Origin of the sequence: Paenibacillus sp. NPDC058177 (assembly GCF_042883835.1) — a bacterium.
GTDB classification, from domain to species: domain Bacteria; phylum Bacillota; class Bacilli; order Paenibacillales; family Paenibacillaceae; genus Paenibacillus_AQ; species Paenibacillus_AQ agri.
Map to the genome: position 1 here is coordinate 176,975 of NZ_JBHVVB010000007.1, position 17,788 is coordinate 194,762.

At 48.9% G+C, this 17,788-nt stretch carries 13 protein-coding genes, 1 tRNA gene and 1 riboswitch; of the genes, 8 read left to right on the top strand and 6 right to left on the bottom strand.

Going from position 1 to position 17,788, the window contains the following annotated elements; genetic code table 11:
* Complete coding sequence (locus ACFVU8_RS24390) at nucleotides 1-3,519, bottom strand: choice-of-anchor A family protein (protein ID WP_387430728.1); 3,519 nt, start codon at nucleotides 3,517-3,519, stop codon at nucleotides 1-3.
* Between the two features lie 89 nt (nucleotides 3,520-3,608).
* A riboswitch (cyclic di-GMP riboswitch) is annotated at nucleotides 3,609-3,698 on the bottom strand.
* A gap of 468 nt (nucleotides 3,699-4,166) precedes the next feature.
* On the opposite strand from ACFVU8_RS24390, the gene ACFVU8_RS24395 reads away from it, so the two are divergent.
* Complete coding sequence (locus tag ACFVU8_RS24395) at nucleotides 4,167-4,574, top strand: YhjD family protein (RefSeq protein WP_175370820.1); 408 nt, start codon at nucleotides 4,167-4,169, stop codon at nucleotides 4,572-4,574.
* 186 nt (nucleotides 4,575-4,760) lie between these two features.
* On the opposite strand, the gene ACFVU8_RS24400 is transcribed toward ACFVU8_RS24395, so the two are convergent.
* Both ACFVU8_RS24400 and ACFVU8_RS24405 read right to left on the bottom strand, forming a co-directional pair.
* Nucleotides 4,761-5,189, bottom strand: coding sequence for an ASCH domain-containing protein (locus ACFVU8_RS24400; RefSeq protein ID WP_387430730.1), 429 nt, complete (start codon nucleotides 5,187-5,189; stop codon nucleotides 4,761-4,763).
* 66 nt (nucleotides 5,190-5,255) lie between these two features.
* A complete protein-coding gene (locus ACFVU8_RS24405) occupies nucleotides 5,256-5,420 on the bottom strand; it encodes a hypothetical protein (protein WP_175370822.1) in 165 nt (54 codons plus the stop codon).
* Between the two features lie 707 nt (nucleotides 5,421-6,127).
* On the opposite strand from ACFVU8_RS24405, the gene ACFVU8_RS24410 reads away from it, so the two are divergent.
* Entirely contained in the window at nucleotides 6,128-6,769 is a 642-nt protein-coding gene (locus tag ACFVU8_RS24410) for an FMN-dependent NADH-azoreductase (protein WP_387430732.1), read from the top strand.
* 234 nt (nucleotides 6,770-7,003) lie between these two features.
* The gene (locus ACFVU8_RS24415; protein ID WP_387430734.1) at nucleotides 7,004-7,579 is read left to right on the top strand and encodes a DUF1572 family protein; all 576 of its coding nucleotides are present in this window, start codon (nucleotides 7,004-7,006) and stop codon (nucleotides 7,577-7,579) included.
* A gap of 84 nt (nucleotides 7,580-7,663) precedes the next feature.
* Here ACFVU8_RS24415 and ACFVU8_RS24420 read toward each other — a convergent pair.
* Nucleotides 7,664-7,735 (bottom strand) — tRNA-Thr (locus tag ACFVU8_RS24420).
* An 85-nt stretch (nucleotides 7,736-7,820) separates the two neighbouring features.
* The gene (locus ACFVU8_RS24425; RefSeq protein WP_379467161.1) at nucleotides 7,821-8,138 is read right to left on the bottom strand and encodes an MTH1187 family thiamine-binding protein; all 318 of its coding nucleotides are present in this window, start codon (nucleotides 8,136-8,138) and stop codon (nucleotides 7,821-7,823) included.
* 534 nt (nucleotides 8,139-8,672) lie between these two features.
* Between ACFVU8_RS24425 and ACFVU8_RS24430 the strand changes: the two genes are divergently transcribed.
* The 4 genes from ACFVU8_RS24430 to ACFVU8_RS24445 all read left to right on the top strand — a co-directional run bounded on the left by ACFVU8_RS24430 (nucleotide 8,673) and on the right by ACFVU8_RS24445 (nucleotide 15,050).
* Complete coding sequence (locus ACFVU8_RS24430) at nucleotides 8,673-10,664, top strand: anaerobic ribonucleoside triphosphate reductase (RefSeq protein ID WP_387430736.1); 1,992 nt, start codon at nucleotides 8,673-8,675, stop codon at nucleotides 10,662-10,664.
* Complete coding sequence (gene nrdG / locus ACFVU8_RS24435) at nucleotides 10,661-11,176, top strand: anaerobic ribonucleoside-triphosphate reductase activating protein (protein ID WP_379467159.1); 516 nt, start codon at nucleotides 10,661-10,663, stop codon at nucleotides 11,174-11,176. Before ACFVU8_RS24430 ends, nrdG begins: the two co-directional genes overlap by 4 nt.
* Before the next feature lie 82 nt (nucleotides 11,177-11,258).
* On the top strand, nucleotides 11,259-13,592 hold the full coding sequence (locus tag ACFVU8_RS24440; RefSeq protein WP_066374731.1) for a ribonucleoside-diphosphate reductase subunit alpha: 2,334 nt from the start codon (nucleotides 11,259-11,261) through the stop codon (nucleotides 13,590-13,592).
* A gap of 426 nt (nucleotides 13,593-14,018) precedes the next feature.
* A complete protein-coding gene (locus tag ACFVU8_RS24445; RefSeq protein ID WP_175370827.1) occupies nucleotides 14,019-15,050 on the top strand; it encodes a ribonucleotide-diphosphate reductase subunit beta in 1,032 nt (343 codons plus the stop codon).
* A gap of 276 nt (nucleotides 15,051-15,326) precedes the next feature.
* On the opposite strand, the gene ssuE is transcribed toward ACFVU8_RS24445, so the two are convergent.
* On the bottom strand, nucleotides 15,327-15,881 hold the full coding sequence (ssuE, locus tag ACFVU8_RS24450; protein WP_387430738.1) for an NADPH-dependent FMN reductase: 555 nt from the start codon (nucleotides 15,879-15,881) through the stop codon (nucleotides 15,327-15,329).
* A 405-nt stretch (nucleotides 15,882-16,286) separates the two neighbouring features.
* Between ssuE and serS the strand changes: the two genes are divergently transcribed.
* A complete protein-coding gene (serS, locus tag ACFVU8_RS24455; protein WP_387430740.1) occupies nucleotides 16,287-17,564 on the top strand; it encodes a serine--tRNA ligase in 1,278 nt (425 codons plus the stop codon).
* Nucleotides 17,565-17,788: the final 224 nt, after the last annotated feature.

Here is a 17,788-nt window from a genome sequence, read left to right on the forward strand (position 1 = left end):
TTAAGATTTGTTTTTTCTGGAGAATCTGAATCTTACCAGCAATCCCAGAGCGGCTAAACCTAGCCCGGTTACATAATAAGGGACAGGACTCGATTCACCCGTCTTTGGCAACTGATCTACAGCCGGACCACTCAGCGGAACGCTGTTATTGGCCAAGACAATAGAAGGCGTTGCCGGTTTTTTCGAAGGTGTCGGCGTGGACGTCGGCACCGGTGCCAGTGGTACTTGCTCATCTTCAATGATGATTTCCTCATTGTCCGGTGTTGGCGTTGGTGTCGGCGTTGCTGTTGGTGTTGACACTGGTCCAGCCGGTACCGGATCACGATCCACAACAATTGTGCCAATTACAGGTGGAGTCGTTGGACTTGGCTGCGGTGTAACCACTGGTGGTGCTGGCGTCCATGTTGGTGTTTCAGGCGTCCATGTCGGTGTTGGCGTTACTTCCGGTGTTGGCGTCGGTGTTACTTCCGGTGTTGGTGTCGGCGTTACTTCCGGTGTTGGCGTCGGTGTTACTTCCGGTGTTGGTGTCGGCGTTACTTCCGGTGTTGGCGTCGGTGTTACTTCCGGCGTCGGTGTCGGCGTTGGCGTTGGCGTTGGTGTTGGTGTAGCCGTCGGTGTTGGTGTCGGCGTCGCTGTCGGCGTAGCCGTTGGTGTTGGTGTAGCCGTCGGTGTTGGTGTCGGCGTTGGCGTTGGCGTTTGTGTTGGTGTAGCCGTCGGTGTTGGTGTCGGCGTTGGCGCTGGTGTTGGTGTAGCCGTCGGTGTTGGTGTCGGCGTTGCCGTTGGTGTTGGTGTAGCCGTCGGTGTTGGTGTTGGCGTTGGTGTTGCCGTCGGTGTTGGTGTTGGTGTTGCCGTCGGTGTCGGTGTCGGTGTCGGTGTTGGTGTCGGCGTTAGCGTTGGTGTTGGTGTTGGTGTTGGTGTTGGTGTTGGTGTTGCCGTCGGTGTTGGTGTTGGTGTTGCCGTCGGTGTCGGTGTCGGTGTTGGTGTCGGCGTTAGCGTTGGTGTTGGTGTTGGTGTTGGTGTTGGTGTAGCCGTCGGTGTTGGTGTCGGCGTTGCCGTTGGCGTTGGCGTTGGTGTTGGTGTAGCCGTCGGTGTTGGTGTAGCCGTCGGTGTTGGTGTCGGCGTCGCTGTCGGCGTAGCCGTTGGTGTCGGTGTTGGCTTCGGCGTCGCTGTCGGCGTAGCCGTTGGTGTTGGTGTCGGCGTAGCCGTTGGTGTTGGTGTCGGCGTCGCTGTCGGCGTAGCCGTTGGTGTTCGTGTCGGCTTCGGCGTCGCTGTCGGCGTAGCCGTTGGTGTTGGTGTTGGTGTCGGCTTCGGCGTCGCTGTCGGCGTAGTCGTTGGTGTTGGTGTCGGCTTCGGCGTCGCTGTCGGCGTAGTCGTTGGTGTTGGTGTCGGCTTCGGCGTCGCTGTCGGCGTAGCCGTTGGTGTCGGTGTTGGCTTCGGCGTCGCTGTCGGCGTTGCCGTTGGTGTCGGCTTCGGCGTCGCTGTCGGCGTAGCCGTTGGTGTCGGTGTTGGCTTCGGCGTCGCTGTCGGCGTAGCCGTTGGTGTCGGTGTTGGTGTCGGCGTCGCTGTTGGCGTTGGTGTCGGTGTCGGCGTTGGCTTCGGCGTCGCTGTCGGCGTTGCCGTTGGTGTTGGTGTTGGCTTCGGCGTCGCTGTCGGCGTAGCCGTTGGTGTCGGCGTTGGCTTCGGCGTCGCTGTCGGCGTAGCCGTTGGTGTTGGTGTCGGCTTCGGCGTCGCTGTCGGCGTAGCCGTTGGTGTTGGTGTCGGCTTCGGCGTCACTGTCGGCGTAGCCGTTGGTGTTGGTGTCGCTGTCGGCGTTGCCGTTGGTGTTGGTGTCGCTGTCGGCGTTGCCGTTGGTGTCGGCTTCGGTGTCGCTGTTGGCGTAGCCGTTGGTGTCGGTGTAGCCGTTGGTGTTGGTGTCGCTGTCGGCGTTGCCGTCGGTGTTGGCTTCGGCGTCGCTGTCGGCGTAGCCGTTGGTGTCGGTGTTGGCTTCGGCGTCGCTGTCGGCGTTGCCGTTGGTGTTGGTGTCGGCGTTGCCGTCGGTGTCGCTGTTGGCGTTGCCGTTGGTGTCGGCGTAGCCGTTGGTGTCGGTGTTGCCGTTGGTGTTGGCGTCGGCGTCGCTGTTGGCGTTGCCGTTGGCGTCGGTGTCGCTGTTGGCTTCGGCGTTGCTGTTGGCTTCGGCGTTGCTGTTGGCTTCGGCGTTGCTGTTGGCTTCGGCGTTGCTGTCGGCTTCGGCGTTGCTGTCGGCTTCGGCGTTACCGTTGGCTTGGGTGTTTTTGTCGGCTTTGGTGTTGGTGTTGGCGTTGGGCACGGTGTCGGTGTTGGCGTTGGTGCTGGTGTTGGGCACGGTGTTGGCTTTGGTGTGGACGTTGGTTTTGGCGTTGGACTTGGTTTAGTTGTCGCTGTCGGTGTAGCCGTTGGCGTCGCACTTGGTGTAGCGGTTGGCGTCGCACTTGGTGTAGCGGTTGGCGTCGCACTTGGCGTTGCCGTCGGTGTTGGCGTTGGCGTCGCACTTGGTGTTACCGTCGCTGTCGGTGTAGCTGTTGGCGTCGCACTTGGTGTGGCCGTTGCTGTCGGTGTTGCTGTCGGCTTCGGCGTTGCACTTGGTGACGGTGTTGGTGTCACGGTTGGTGTCGGACTTGGGCTTGGGCTTGGGCTTAGCGTAGGCGTAGGCGTTGTTGACGGGGTGGTTCCTTCAAACGGATAATGGTGCATTTGCACAAAACCGTTGAATGAAGTGGCTATCAACGTACCATGCAATTCCGCGTAATTGTAGAACACACTTGCTTTCGGCGCCAGAATTGTACCTTCTATGGTTGTATTAGCTATACTGATTGAGCCTGCTTGATAAAAATTAAATAATACCTTCCGGGGGCTTCCTCCCCAGATTTGAAAACTCGGAATGCTGACTGCGCCTCCGCTAACATTGACTATAACAGTGCCATTGTTTGAAATGTTGAACTGAAGACCATTGGCATCCTTCAAATCAGAGGCAGATAAATTCACTACATTAAAAGCTCCCGGGGCGTTAATCGTTATTTTCCCGTACTCTTTAGTGAACGATCCTGCTTCAGGGAGAGACGCCAGCTCAGCCGATTTATTAATCAGAAATTGCTTTTCTCTAGCAAAATCAATTGGAGTAGCCTTTCTCTCGCCTTCTTTGATATCAGCCCTTTCCTTGGTCAAAGACCCCCCGTAAACGGCTGTGCCATACACAGTTCCATCAGTCAGATTAATGTTTCCTCCCGCAATTAGAACATCGCCGCCCGGGGCATCCTTAGATACACCATAACTTTTCAGGCTGATATTCCCTGCGGCGGCAAGTCGCCCGTGAATCTGGTCGCTCGACTGCGTGAAATCTCCAAACACAAAAGCATTAAAATTCCCGGCAACCCCCAAGACTGGCGTCGGGGTATACGGCAAGCCCGATGTTGCGTTCACAGGGACGCCCAGGGAAAACGTGCTTCCCACAGTCAGCAGCCCTGCCAGGAACAATTTCACTGCCGACTTCATTTTTTTCCTCAATGCTTACACCTCCTATTAAATTCTATATGATCTCGTAGCAGCTACGATGACAACAAAAAAAGACCACCAAGAAGTAGAGAAGCTCTCTTCATGGCAGTCGGACGGTCATGGCACTGATTAGCACTTTAGACTCCTGGACTTTGCGTCCCGCCTTTTCAGACGGTTTGCTATTATACATGACGATAATAAATTGCTAGAAATACCCGCAAAACAGCATACGATAGGCCCATGTAATGGGTTTTATTATGAATTTACCAATAGTTTAGCTTGGCGTTATCACATTGTCAACGAATTCCTTTTTGTACAATCTTTAAATAAAAAAAGCGCCAAAAGGCGCTTCAAATCGTCATTTTATCCTCTTTTTAGAACAGCTGTATCCAGCCGATAATTGATATCCATAACGGAATACTCAGGAACAGTCCGAACAGCATCCCCCGACAAATATTCCCCTCATGCTCCATGGCCCACTTCTCCTTCAATATTACAATAGTCTTCTTTTTAGTATTTCAAATTAAATATAATATCATTCCTCCAAATAAATTGTGAATTAAATCACATATATATGTTTGTTTATAAATACCATTGAATATTTTTTGAAATCCGGAGTAGAATAGGAATATACGTTCTCATTTTAGGTGGTGATATGCATGCACAAAGCCGAGAGTATAGACAATCATCTGGTAAAATCGTATTTGCTTCTCCCGCTGATCCTATCCGCTTTTGAACGCGATGCCAGCATCATTTCCGCACAGCTTCGAACACCTTCACCTTATCTTGAAGTTCTGGATACGGCAGCCAGTGCAGCTACTGCAGATCTCAGGGATATCCGCACGGAGATGAGAATGCGCGGCATCAAAGTATATGAACAACATAAGCTCCCGCATGGCCTTGAAGCCAAATTCATCTGCCGGGGATATCACGAACGGATGCTGCTGCTGAATGAACTCATTGCCGCCCAAGCAGGAATCCATATGCGCAGATACCTAGGACTGGATATTTCAGCTTTCCGAAATGAGCAGGAGCAATATGGAATCAAGCCTGCCCCTCAACTCTAAATCCACCCTATGCCAAGGATCGGTTAAAAAAATAGGCCCTGCCATGGGAGTTGGCAGGACCCAAATCTATACCACTAAACACTGGGGGGCGTTTGGTAAATCCAATATAACCCCCGAACCTGAAAATAAGCTGATCTTAAGATAAAAATTAGCTTAAAAAATATCACGATTTTTGTTAAACAAGGATCAGAAATGCTCCTCCTCTTCAGAAAGGGGATACTCCCAGAATCCTAGCCGACCTTTGGCCGGAACGTGATGAACCAGCGGACGAACATTCTCTAGCTCCCAAGCGAAGCGTCCTTCTGTATAGTCGCCAAAAGCCCGTTCGTTCTCGCCTATCCACTGCGCCACACTATTCAATCCGGTAATTTCATGGCACTCCTTCAGTTTACCTGTAGCAATAATAACACCCGTGGGTAAATTCTCTTCTGTATAGCCGTGCTTTGCGAGTATTGATTGGAACGGCTCTCGTCTACATGCTGCCTTGTCTATTTTAAGACCGGCATGGATTGCCAGTTCTCCCCGATATGTCGTTCGCCATGAACGAGTTTCGTAGTTTTTCTCACCAAGCGCGACCAATGTAGCCCAGGGCTGCCGTATTGTTAAGCAACGCATGTTGTGTTATCTCCTTCTTTATTTCGCTGAGCTATCAGGTGTATATCCCTACTATAGCTCTTTTATCTAGATATCGAACTTCTTATCCAACACCACAATAAACAAAGTCGCAAGCGGTCCACACAATAATGAGATTAGGAACCAATTCAGTCCACTTCTGTTTTTGCCCTGTGCCAGTCCGGCATTAATTAAAGCAAGCGTACCCCAGCCCACAAAATATCCGTTCTCCATCTTGTACTCCTCCATTTCTCATTTAATATTTGTCCGAATTCATGAGATCGACCGGATTATACCTGAATAATTCTGGAATAAAGGGCTGTGACAATAGCTTTTTGGGTGATTACAATGAACGTCATATGGCTTTAATAAAAATTTCGCTTTTTAAGAAACTCCAATATAATAAAATTATACTTAAATTGAAAGGCATCATAACTATGTTAAAAAAATCATTTTTATACTCAGTAATTATCGTCATCGTTTCAACGTTAATTAATCTCATTACCTCCCCTAAACAATGCTTTTAACCGCTCTATGTATTGTCTTCATTTTTGTTTTTCTTGTCTTATTTTTATTGAGGGTATTTAAAAAGGGACGCTGAGCAGTAGCATGAAACTTTGTCATACGAGCAAAGTCAGCGTATATGGTATATGAACCGTACTCCTGAGAATCGGAGTGCGTTTTTTTTGCATTTCACATAGAAAATCCCTTTTTGATGTGTCTGTAAAAGAAGAGGATAACCATTGGACTCTAAATGCGAGTGTCTGGGATTCGTGCTCCTTCGAGAACGCACTTGCATATACCATGAAAAATCCGGACAAAATTAACCAAGACAACCATGCAGCAAAAGTTCTTTTTTTGTGATTTAGTGTCACAGATAGCCCTGCTCATTTGTCTACATAAATGTACAACAAAAAAAACTATTATGGAGGCACTATCCAATGAGCAAGCTACTTATCATTAACGCACACCCTCTAGTTGATTCAACTACTTCATTCAGTCTTAATGTATTCAAACACTTCATGGAGACTTATGAAGAGCATAAACCTAATAATGAAATCATCGAACAAATTAACCTATATGAAGATGAGGTTCCTTTAATTGATAAGACTGTCCTAGGTGCTTGGGACAAGTCTGCAAAGGGTGAAACTCTAACAAGTCAAGAAAAAGAAGTAACCGGACGAATGAATGAAGTATTGCAACAATTCAAAAGTGCTAATAAATATCTTATTGTTCACCCGCTGCATAACTTCAACGTTCCATCAAAGCTTAAGGATTATGTCGATAACATTATGATTGCAAGGGAGACATTTAAGTATACCGATACAGGATCAGTGGGACTTTTAAAGGATGGGAGAAGCACGGTAGTCATTCAGGCAAGTGGTTCAATCTATACCAATGATGACTGGTATACTGAAGTTGAATACTCACATAAATATTTGAAGTCGATGTTTAATTTCTTTGGTATCGAGGACTTCCAAACCCTTAGAGTACAAGGGACTGCTCTACTGGACAAGGACGAGATATTAAAGAAAGCATTTAAAGAAGCAGAAGAAGCAGCCGTCACTTTGGCAAAGAAATAAATAATTTAACGAGTACTTTAATTAAAAAAAGGCGCGGCTCCGAACCCACGGAATCCGCGCCTTTATTGTCTTTTTGGGGACGCTGGTGAAGAGATTTGACCCCGGGCTTACGCATTACGAATGCAACACATTTATGTGTTATTGAGTTCTATTAGCCCCTGTGTCCGAACAGAAATAATGGACTTCTGATAGAATAAGATCATTAAAAATAATATACGAAAGCAAGGTGTTTGAATGGATAATGAGCAAATCTATTTGGAAAGTATCAAAAAACAATTTCTTTATTACAAAACCCTTGGGGAAGCAGCCATTAATCAAGTAGATCCCGAACAATTATTTGTAACTTTTAATGACGATTCCAATAGCATTGCAACTATAGTAAAACACTTATGGGGAAATATGCTTTCAAGATGGACAGATTTTTTAAGCACTGACGGAGAAAAATCATGGAGAGATAGAGATTCGGAGTTTGAGAATGACATTAAGACTAAAGAGAATCTTTTAATAAAATGGAACGAAGGCTGGACATGTTTATTCAATGCAATTGATTCAATTCATGCCGATCAATTATCACAAATTATTTATATAAGGAACGAAGGGCACACCGTTATTGAAGCAATCAATAGACAATTGGCACATTACCCATATCACGTTGGGCAAATCATTTACGCTGCAAAAGTTCTAAAGAAGAGTGGTTGGGAAAGTTTATCTGTTCCAAAGCATGGATCTAAAGAATATAATAACGATAAATTTTCTAAAGAAAGAGCTACACAAAACTTTATTGATGAAGAACTAAAGAGAATTAATTAAATTAGTTTAGGAAATTGGTAGAAGAACAGAAAAGGCGCAGTTCCAAAAAATTCGGAATCCGCGCCATTATCGTCTTATTGAGGATGCTGGTGAAGGGAATTGAACCCCCGGCCTACGCATTACGAGTGCGTTGCTCTACCCCTGAGCTACACCAGCTTGAAGCTTTACCTTCGTCAAACAAAAAATATTATACTCCGTATTATGGAAAATGCAACCTCATTTAAAGCAGTCTGCAAGGCGCCTATTCCGCCGGATCGGCATGGAGCTTACGCTCTACGGACTCAAGCTTACTTCTACTGCTAGAGGGCTTGTCGCGGCGGTCATCGATCTTGACGGCAGTGGAAACACGCTGGGCTCCGTTAGTAAAAGGAGACTCATGCAGGGCTTCCACGGCGGCGAGAATCCGCTGTAGCGGGCCTTCAATAATGGTTCCCATGGATGTAAGCTCATACGTCACTCCCTCCACTGTCTCCAGCACACGCTGCATATCCGCAACATAAGCGCTGAGACTGGTACTGCCCGTGCCAATCGGAATGACCGTAACTTCAGCTATCGGCATGCTAAATCCCTCCCTTGTCTTTTCATTTTTGAAAAAAAAACTACTTTCCCTTATTGTACCCACTCTCCGTCTCTCCTACAAACCGGATGTATAATTGTCTCCTGCCCTTAGAGAACTCTAGCTCTCGTAGCACAAAATCTAGTAAAAACCCATATCTCATTTATGGACGGTTTGTGGCATATTTTCGGATAAATTATGAATCATTTCAGGGTTTTTTGTGGATGATTTGTGGATTACCTGTGGATGGTTCTGTGGACTTCCTGTGGAGAAAAGGGATGATCTCAGGCGTGGCAAGGGTTCACAGAATTCGGTGGACAAACACAATATATTGATGTAATGTAGTCTCTATCGACAAAATATAGTAGGAAACAGTTATTTCAACCTTCTGTAACAGGGAGATTAATAGAGGTGTGCAGGAAGTAGAAACAGTGTCCGCATGCAAGCCTACATCACAGGATAGTTACGACAAGCACACGGGCATTTTCTGTATGTCACAGCAGAGGATGTCTTTTTATATGGGGAGGAGATCAGTACATGACGTTGCTGGAGAAGCCGTACAACAGTGGTCAACAGGCACAGGAATCTTTATTGGAAGAAGTTATTCATTTGGGGCGCGATATTATTGACAGCAGAGACTTGGACTTGCTCAGGGAGAACGCAAATTTGAACGGGGAGAGTTTCTCCGGTAAAATGAGCAAGTTCGGCAGTGAATATTCCAAATGGTATGCCCGTAACTTCACGATGCCGCCGCAGTTGGTACAAGCCATCAAGGACAACGTCGTCTATGTGCATGATCTGGACCAATATGCGATCGGAACGACCAATTGTATTTTTATCCCGTTCGAGAAGCTTCTGCGTGAAGGCTTCAACACGGGGAATGGCAGTGTACGCCCCCCGAACTCGATTATGACGGCAATGGCGCTGGTAGCGATTATTTTCCAATCCCAGCAAAATGCCCAATACGGCGGCGTATCCGCCAATAAGCTGGACTACGATCTGGCTCCTTATGTCACCAAGTCCTTTGCCAAGCTGTTCCGCAAGGGCCTGGATTATTTTGAAGAGATCCAAACCACAGAACCGCTAGACCTTGGCGAGATTCATATGAGCCGTACGGATCTGGCAGAGCAGTATCCTAAGGCGTTCCGTTTTGCGCTAAAAGAAACCGAAAGTGAAACACTCCAGGCCGCCGAGAGTATGATACATAACCTGAACACCATGTCGAGCCGGTCCGGCGGACAAATCCCGTTCACCAGCATCAACTACGGAACTTGCACCTCGCCGGAAGGCCAACTTGTGATCAGTTCCTTGCTGACGGCAACGATGCACGGACTCGGCAGTGGCGAGACGCCAGTGTTCCCGATTCAAATCTTCAAGTGTAAGCAAGGTGTCAACCAGCAGCCAGGTGATCCGAACTACGAACTGTTCATCAAGGCGGCTGAGTGCTCTGCACGCAGACTATATCCGAACTTCGCCAACCTGGACGCACCGCTCAATATGCAGTATTATGATTCTTCTAATCCCGATACCGAGTTCGCCACCATGGGCTGCCGCACCCGCGTGCTTAGCGACCGTTTTGGCCGCAATCATTGCTCTGGTAAAGGTAACCTTTCCTTTAATACGCTGAATCTGGTGCGACTCGGTTTGGCACATGGCATCGTCACAGGTCGCCGCATGGTAGCCGACGAAGAAGGCTTCTATAGAGACCTTGATCATTATCTGGACGTTGCGCTGGACGGTCTGCTTCACCGCTTCCGCATTCAAGCCTCCCAGAAGGCCAAAGCATCCGATTTCATGATGCGTGAAGGAGTCTGGGAAGGCGGCGAACATTTGGCGCCAGAGGATAGCGTTGGTGAGCTACTGAAACATGGCAGTCTGTCCCTTGGCTTCATCGGGATTGCCGAATGTATGAAGGCGATGTACGGTAAGCACCACGGAGAAGACATGGATGTTCACACCAAAGCGCTGGCTATCGTCCGCCACATGCGGGAATATTGCGATCGGAAGAGCGAGGAATATAATCTCAATATCACCCTCTTCGCTACACCTGCCGAAGGATTGTCCGGCAAGTTCACGAAGATCGATCATAAGGTACTGGGATCCATTCCCGGTGTCACCGACCGCGAATATTATACCAACTCGTTTCACATTCCTGTATACTACACTCTGGGCGCTGCCCAGAAGATCAGTCTGGAAGCTCCTTTCCATGAGTACTGCAATGCCGGTGCGATCTCGTATGTCGAATTAGATGGCAACGCACGCAGCAACCCGGCCGCTTTTGTAAAAATTATCCGATACGCTCTCCAGCAGGAGATTAGCTACTTTAGCATCAACCACCCTATAGACCGCTGCCAGGGCTGCGGCTATGAAGGGGTTATCGGCACGAACTGCCCTTCCTGCGGCGCCCATGAGAATGAAGTTCATATCCGGCGTTTACGCCGGGTAACGGGATATTTGACCGGAGATTATCAGACCCGCTTCAATGCGGCCAAGCAGGCGGAAGTAAGGGACCGGGTTAAGCATCTATGAATATTTGCGGCTACTACCCCGAGTCAATCAATGAAGGTGAGGGCCTGCGGGCCGTCCTCTTCATTAGCGGGTGCCGCCACCGCTGCCCGGGCTGCTTCAATCCGAAGACGTGGAATTTTAATTACGGGGAAGCCTTTACCCCGGAGCGCAGACGCGAGCTAATCGCGGAGATTGCGGCCAACCCCCTACTGGACGGACTAACATTGGCAGGCGGTGACCCTTTCTTTTCTGCAGAAGAAGTAGTAGAGTTCATTGAGGAACTTCGTGCCACGCTCCCAGACTTCCCCGTCTGGATCTACAGCGGGTACACGTACGAAGAGATTACAGTGGTCTCCGGTTCGCCGGAATGGCGTCTGCTCAGCCAGTGTCAGGTGCTGATTGACGGACGTTTTGAAGAAGCATTAAAGGATACCACTCTCCCCTACCGCGGGAGCTCCAATCAGCGCATTATTGATATTGAGGCCAGCCTTGCCGGCCCTGACATCGTACTTTGGCAGCCAACGACGCTTTAGCCGTTTTTGGCGCCTTTTACGGTCTAATAGATCAATTTTTAATAATCATAATTAAATTCAAAATATGAAGGGATGTACAATTATGCCGCAACTCGTAGTAAAACCCGATAATCGCCAATTGGCTTTTGATGAAATCCGCCTTTCCGTATACGCTGACCGCATTCTGAACGGACTTGAACAACTTAGCAAGGAGTCCCTCCTGCGTGGAGTACAATCTAAGCTACGCCGTGACGAAGTGAGCGGAGAAGAAATCAGCAGCGCATTCACGATGAGCGCCCTGGAACTGGTAAGCAAAGAAGAGCCGGAATGGAAATTTGCTGCTGCACGTTCGCTTTTAACTTCATTATATAAGAAAGCTGCTGTAAACCGCCGTTATAAAGCCTATCCGGAAGAGCCCTACGGTGAGCTATATCCCCTGATTGCTGATCTGGTGAAAAAAGGGATCTACCGCGAAGAACTGCTCTCCCACTATACGAAGGCACAAATTAACGAGCTTGGCGCTACAATTGACTATACCCGCGATCTGCTGTTTGACTATATTGGCCTACTGACCCTGTCTGACCGCTATTTGGCGCATGATTTTGACGGCCGTGTCATGGAATTGCCGCAAGAGCGTTACATGATCATTGCGATGTACCTGATGCACACCGAGCCGGAAGAGAAACGTATGGAGCTTGTAAAAGAAGCCTACTGGGCGATGAGCAACATCTATATGACTGCTGCTACTCCAACTATGTCCAATGCAGGTAAAAAAGTAGCCGGTCAGCTCTCCAGCTGCTTCATCGACACCGTAGACGACTCTCTCGAAGGGATCTTCGACTCCAATACTGACGTAGCTCGGCTTAGCAAAATGGGCGGCGGTATTGGTGTCTACCTTGGTAAAGTCCGGGCCCGCGGTTCCGATATCCGTGGTCACAAGAACACCAGCTCCGGCGTTATCCCGTGGATTCGCCAGCTGAACAATACCGCTGTCAGCGTAGACCAGCTAGGTACGCGCAAAGGCGCCGTGGCTGTATATCTTGACGTCTTCCACAAGGACATTCTGGCCTTCCTGGATCTTAAACTGAACAACGGCGACGAGCGGATGCGCGCGCATGACGTTTTCCACGGCGTCTGCCTGCCAGACTTGTTCATGGAAGCTGTAGAAGCACGCAGCCACTGGAACCTGTTCTGTCCGCATGAAATCAAAAAAGTGATGGGTTGGAAGGACGAGAATGGCCGCCCGCTCGGTCTTGAAGATTTCTACGACGAAGAGCTTGGACAAGGCACCTTCCGTGAGAAATATGCAGAAGCTACGGCTAACCTGGAGTTGTCCCGGATCACAGTTCCTGCCATCGACATTATGAAACGGATTATGAAGTCTCAGCTTGAGACAGGCACACCATACATGTTCTACCGTGACACCGTTAACCGTGCTAACCCGAACAGACATGCAGGTATGGTCTTCTCCTCCAACCTGTGCACCGAGATCATGCAGAACCAATCCGCTACTGTTATTGAACAGGAAGAACTGGTAACCAAAGACGGCCAGACCCGGATTGTTATCTCCAAAATCCCTGGTGATTTCGTAGTCTGCAACCTGAACTCCATCCACTTGGCCCGTGCAGTTCCTGCAGGTGTGCTGGAGCGTCTGGTACCGATCCAGGTTCGTATGCTGGATAACGTTATCGACATCAACAACATTGAAGTATTGCAAGCTCAATATACAAACAGCCAATACCGTGCCGTCGGCCTCGGAACTTTCGGTCTGCATCACTTGCTGGCCCTGAAAGGCATCCGTTGGGAATCCGAAGAGGCCGTAGAATACAACAACCATCTGTACGAGCATATTAACTATCTACTGGTACGTTCCAGCATGGAGCTTGCCCGCGAAAAAGGACGTTATCCGAAATTCGCAGGTTCCGATTGGGAATCTGGCGCATACTTTACTTCACGCGGCTACACCAGCGGCGAGCAAGAAGGCAAGTATGTGACCACTGAGCAATGGCGTGAACTGCAAGAAGAAGTTGCCAAGGATGGCGTTCGTAACGCCTGGATGTTCGCGATTGCGCCGAACGGCTCCACTTCGATCATCGCCGGCTCTACAGCCAGTATTGACCCATTGTACGAACTGCTCTCCTACGAGGAGAAAACAACATACAAGATTGCTAACCCTGCCCCAGATCTGTCCGAGAAGACTATCTGGTACTATAAAACAGCTTTCATGATTGACCAAAACTGGTCGATCCGCATGGCTTCGGCCCGTCAGCGCCATGTCGATCAAGCGCAAAGCTTCAACCTGTATGTGCGCCCTGACATCAAAGCAACAGAGTTCCTGGAACTGCACCTGAACGCCTGGAAGGGCGGCCTGAAATCGACTTATTATGTGCGCAGCCGTGCATTAACTATTGAAGAGTGCGAATCTTGCGCGAGCTAATAAAGGGCGGGAAGAAGTGAAGGGGTTACCTCCCCAACTAAGAGCATTTTTGTACCTTATATTTATTAAATGAAGGTGAATAAAGGAAATAAGCGCATTATTGTACCTTATTTTAGAAAAAATGCTCTAAAAAGAGGTCTTATAGCAGATTTAAGGTACAAAATTGCCCTTAATTACCACTAACCCCGGTAGTACAGTAATTTTAAGGTACAAAAATGCCGTTAATTACACAGCCGTAGTCACGGAGAGGAACGTTTGGAACTGTAGGAGCATAGCGTTCGCCTGAAAGCTTTCCGTAGGAAAGCTCGCAACGTAGGCTGTCTACAGTGACTGGAAATTCAAACATTGCTCGAAGTGACTTTTAAGGCTTCGGATTTTAAAACGATCTGCTTAGTTTAAACGCGCAAAAAATGGAGGGAAAAATAAATGCAATTGCAAAAAATATTCAACACCGAAGCACCCAACCAATCCACACGCATCATCGAAGGTGAATGCTCCGGGATTCTGAACTGGAACGATATCCGCATGCCCCACATGTACAAACTGTACAAGGTGCTGCTGCTGAACCACTGGATCGCCGATGAAATTCCAATGTCCAAGGATGCTCAACAATTCCCGAACCTGGACCCTGAGGAGCAGCGTGTATTCAAAATCAACATCGCCCTGCTGGCCGTGCTGGATTCCATGCAAACGATGTATGTAGGTGATGTGAAGCGGTATTTAACCGATTCCTCGCTGGAGGCAATCTCCGCCATTATTGGACAGCAGGAGGTTGTACACAACCAGTCCTATTCCTACGTCCTTTCTTCCATCGTGTCGGAGGGCGAGCAGAAGGAAATTTTCGAATATTGGAAAAAAGATCCTGTGCTATTGGAACGCAATCAGTTCATCTCCGAAATCTATCAAGCATTCCGCGATGAGCCGTCCAAGGACACTTTCTTCCGTGCGCTCGTAGCCGATCTCATTCTCGAAGGGGTCTTCTTCTACAGCACCTTTGCCTTCTTCTATAATCTGGCCCGTGACCAGAAGATGATGGCGACCAGCCAGATGATCTCTTATATCCAACGTGACGAGAATCAGCACTGCTACTTCTTCGCTGAAGTATTCAAGCAGTTGCTGGCCGATTTCCCGGAGCTGAACACCAAGGAAAATATGGATTATGTTTATCGTACTTTTGACCGTGCGGTGGAACTGGAGACCAACTGGGCTCATTACACCCTCTCGAATGTAGAAGGCATTGACCTGAACGAACTCGGCGACTACATCAAGTACATTGCGAACAAGCGCCTAACCCTGATGGGTATGGAAAAAGCTTATGAAGGTGTAGATGTGAACTGCATGCCTTGGATCAAGCCTTTCTCTGATGACGCACTGAACGCGACCAAAACCGACTTCTTCGAAGCCAAGTCCCGCAACTACGGCAAGGTAGGCGACGATAACGGATTTGATGATTTGTAAGATAAAAATAAGCAGACCGTCTAGTGCGGTTCTGCTTTTTCTTTTATAGATCTGTTAAAATGAAGCCGCTCTTGTGCTTGTTTATTTAGGAATAAATGAGTGTATCAAGGAGGTTGACGATGAGAACGGTTGAGGTAATACCCTTTAATCACAAATGGGCTGCATTATATTGATTATTTCTGATGCCATTACATAAAAAGCGTCTCTCCCACCCTAACGGTGCGGAAGAGACGCTTCTTTCATTCATATTATGATAGCGGAATAATTGCTACCCTCTTAGGCATTAACTCCCCGGGCAACACGATGCTCGGTTTCCTCAGCAAGCTCTTCCAGAGCAGCATTCAGACGCAGCTGCAATTCCTCGGCGACGTTCACTTGGCCCTGATCGTTACGAACGACCTGGGAGTCCACAGCGTATACGCCGCCCAGGATGTAACGTGCACCCAGTACGGATAGCACAGGCTTCAGCGCGTAGTCAATAGACAATAAATGCGCCAGACTGCCGCCCATAAAGAGCGGAAGCACGACTTTGCCGGCTAGCCCTTTTTGTGGAACCAGATCCAGGAAAGTCTTCAGCACGCCTGTGTAAGAGGCTTTGTATACCGGGCTGACTACGATTACGGCATCCGCTTCCGCGACCAGGCCATTCGCTTTAACGATGGCTTCGCTCTCAAACTTGGTATGAATCAAATCCTCCGCTGGCAGCTCCGCTACATTAATACGGTCAACCTCAAAACCGCGACGGACCAGATCCGCCTCAGCATATTCGATGACTGCATTGATGCGTGATACCAGGGATGGCGTTCCGTTAATGACAACAATTTTAGCCAACTTCTCCACCTCTTCTGTTCTGTTTATCAGCTTGCGCTGTTTATTCCGACTAAAATACTTTAAATTAAATCTAATCGTAACAAAGGGAGCGGATTTTTGTCAAACATAAACGTGAAGTCGCTCCCCCTTGCGTTGATTTCTTTCTTACGTTATACTAAGCAACAATATTAAATTGAGATCAGGCCAATGACCGGCATCCAACCGTGAGGCGTCTGCGACCGGAGCAATTCTATGTGTTCCCTAAGTTTACCGGGTTTCGCCCGTTACCGCGAAGACCAAAGAGGATCGAATTCATCATGCTATAGGGTGATTCGGTCAACCTGGGTGGCACCGCGAGCTGACGCTCCTCGTCCCATGGATGAGGGCGTTTTTTGTGTTTTTATAAGACAAAAGGAGCGAAACGGTATGCTGGATATGAATTGGATCAAGGACAACACGGAGACTCTCAGAAACACGGCAACGCAGAAGAATGTGGTATTTCCACTGGATGAATTGCTGGCATGGGAGGATAAGCGGCGCAGCCTGCTTCAGGAGACGGAACAGCTGCGGGCGAAGCGCAATGTGCTGACCAAAGAGGTGGAGCAACGGCTACGAGAGGGCGACCGCCCTGCCGGAGAGGCCGCTAAGGAACGTGTGCGCGAGATCAATAGCGCGCTAACGGGGCTGGAGGCCAGTCTGGCCGAAGCTGAGCAGCGCTGTAGCGAGCTGATGCTGCTCGCCCCGAACCCTGTATCGCTGGATACGCCCGTAGGACGTGATGATAGCGATAATGTCGAGCTGCGCCGAGTCGGGACACCGCCGGAATTCGATTTCACGCCGCGTGATCATGTAGAACTCGGTGAAATGCATGATATTCTGGATATCCCGCGAGGTGTCAAGGCCGGTGGACCGCGCAGCTATGTGCTTAAGGGAGCCGGACTCTACCTGCACCTTGCAGTACAGCGGCTCGCGCTGGATGTATTGACCGAGCGCGGCTTCACCGTTATGGATGTGCCAGTGATAGTTCGTCCGGAGACACTACAGCGCACCGGCTTTTTCCCTGGCGGTATGGACCAGACCTATGAGCTGAACGGGGAAAATCGCTGGCTCGCCGGAACCTCGGAGGTCTCGCTCGTCTCGCTATACAGCGACGAGATTGTAGAATTGGATAACCCCCTTCGCCTAGCCGGCATGTCGGCCTGCTTCCGGCGCGAGGTCGGCTCAGCGGGACGGGATGTACGCGGACTGTACCGGGTGCATCAGTTCTCGAAGATTGAGCAGGTTATTCTTTGCCGGAAAGATGAGGGCGTATCGGAGAGCCTTCTTCAGGAAATTACGGCCAATGCCGAATATATTCTTGAGCTGCTGGAACTGCCTTACAGAGTAGTTGCCGTCTGTACTGGGGATATGGCCCTAAAGACGCATAAGCAGTACGATATCGAGACCTGGATGCCTAGCAGAGGCGCATACGGAGAGACCCATTCGGCCTCCAATCTGCTGGATTTCCAGGCTCGGCGGTCGGGCATTCGCTATCGGGATTACGATGGACGACTACAGTATTGCCATACTTTGAACAACACTGCCGTGGCTACGCCGCGGATTCTGATTCCACTCCTGGAGAACCATCAACAAGAGGATGGCAGCATCTATATTCCCCAGGCCTTGCGCAAATATATGGATGGGCAAACCAAACTCAATCTCTAACGCCAAAGAAGGCTAGTAATTTCGAAGAGTCACCTTTTGAAAAAAATAGATAGAGTCACTCCTAAAGGCAGCGGATTCCCGCTGCCTTTTAGTGCTGTCTGCTTACCTGTGGGCATATTAATAGGAACATCTAGTCCTAAAGATATATCTAACATGAAGATACAAGTATATTTAACATGCATTTTACACAAATCAAGAAAAAGATGAAATCAATAGTGCATAAT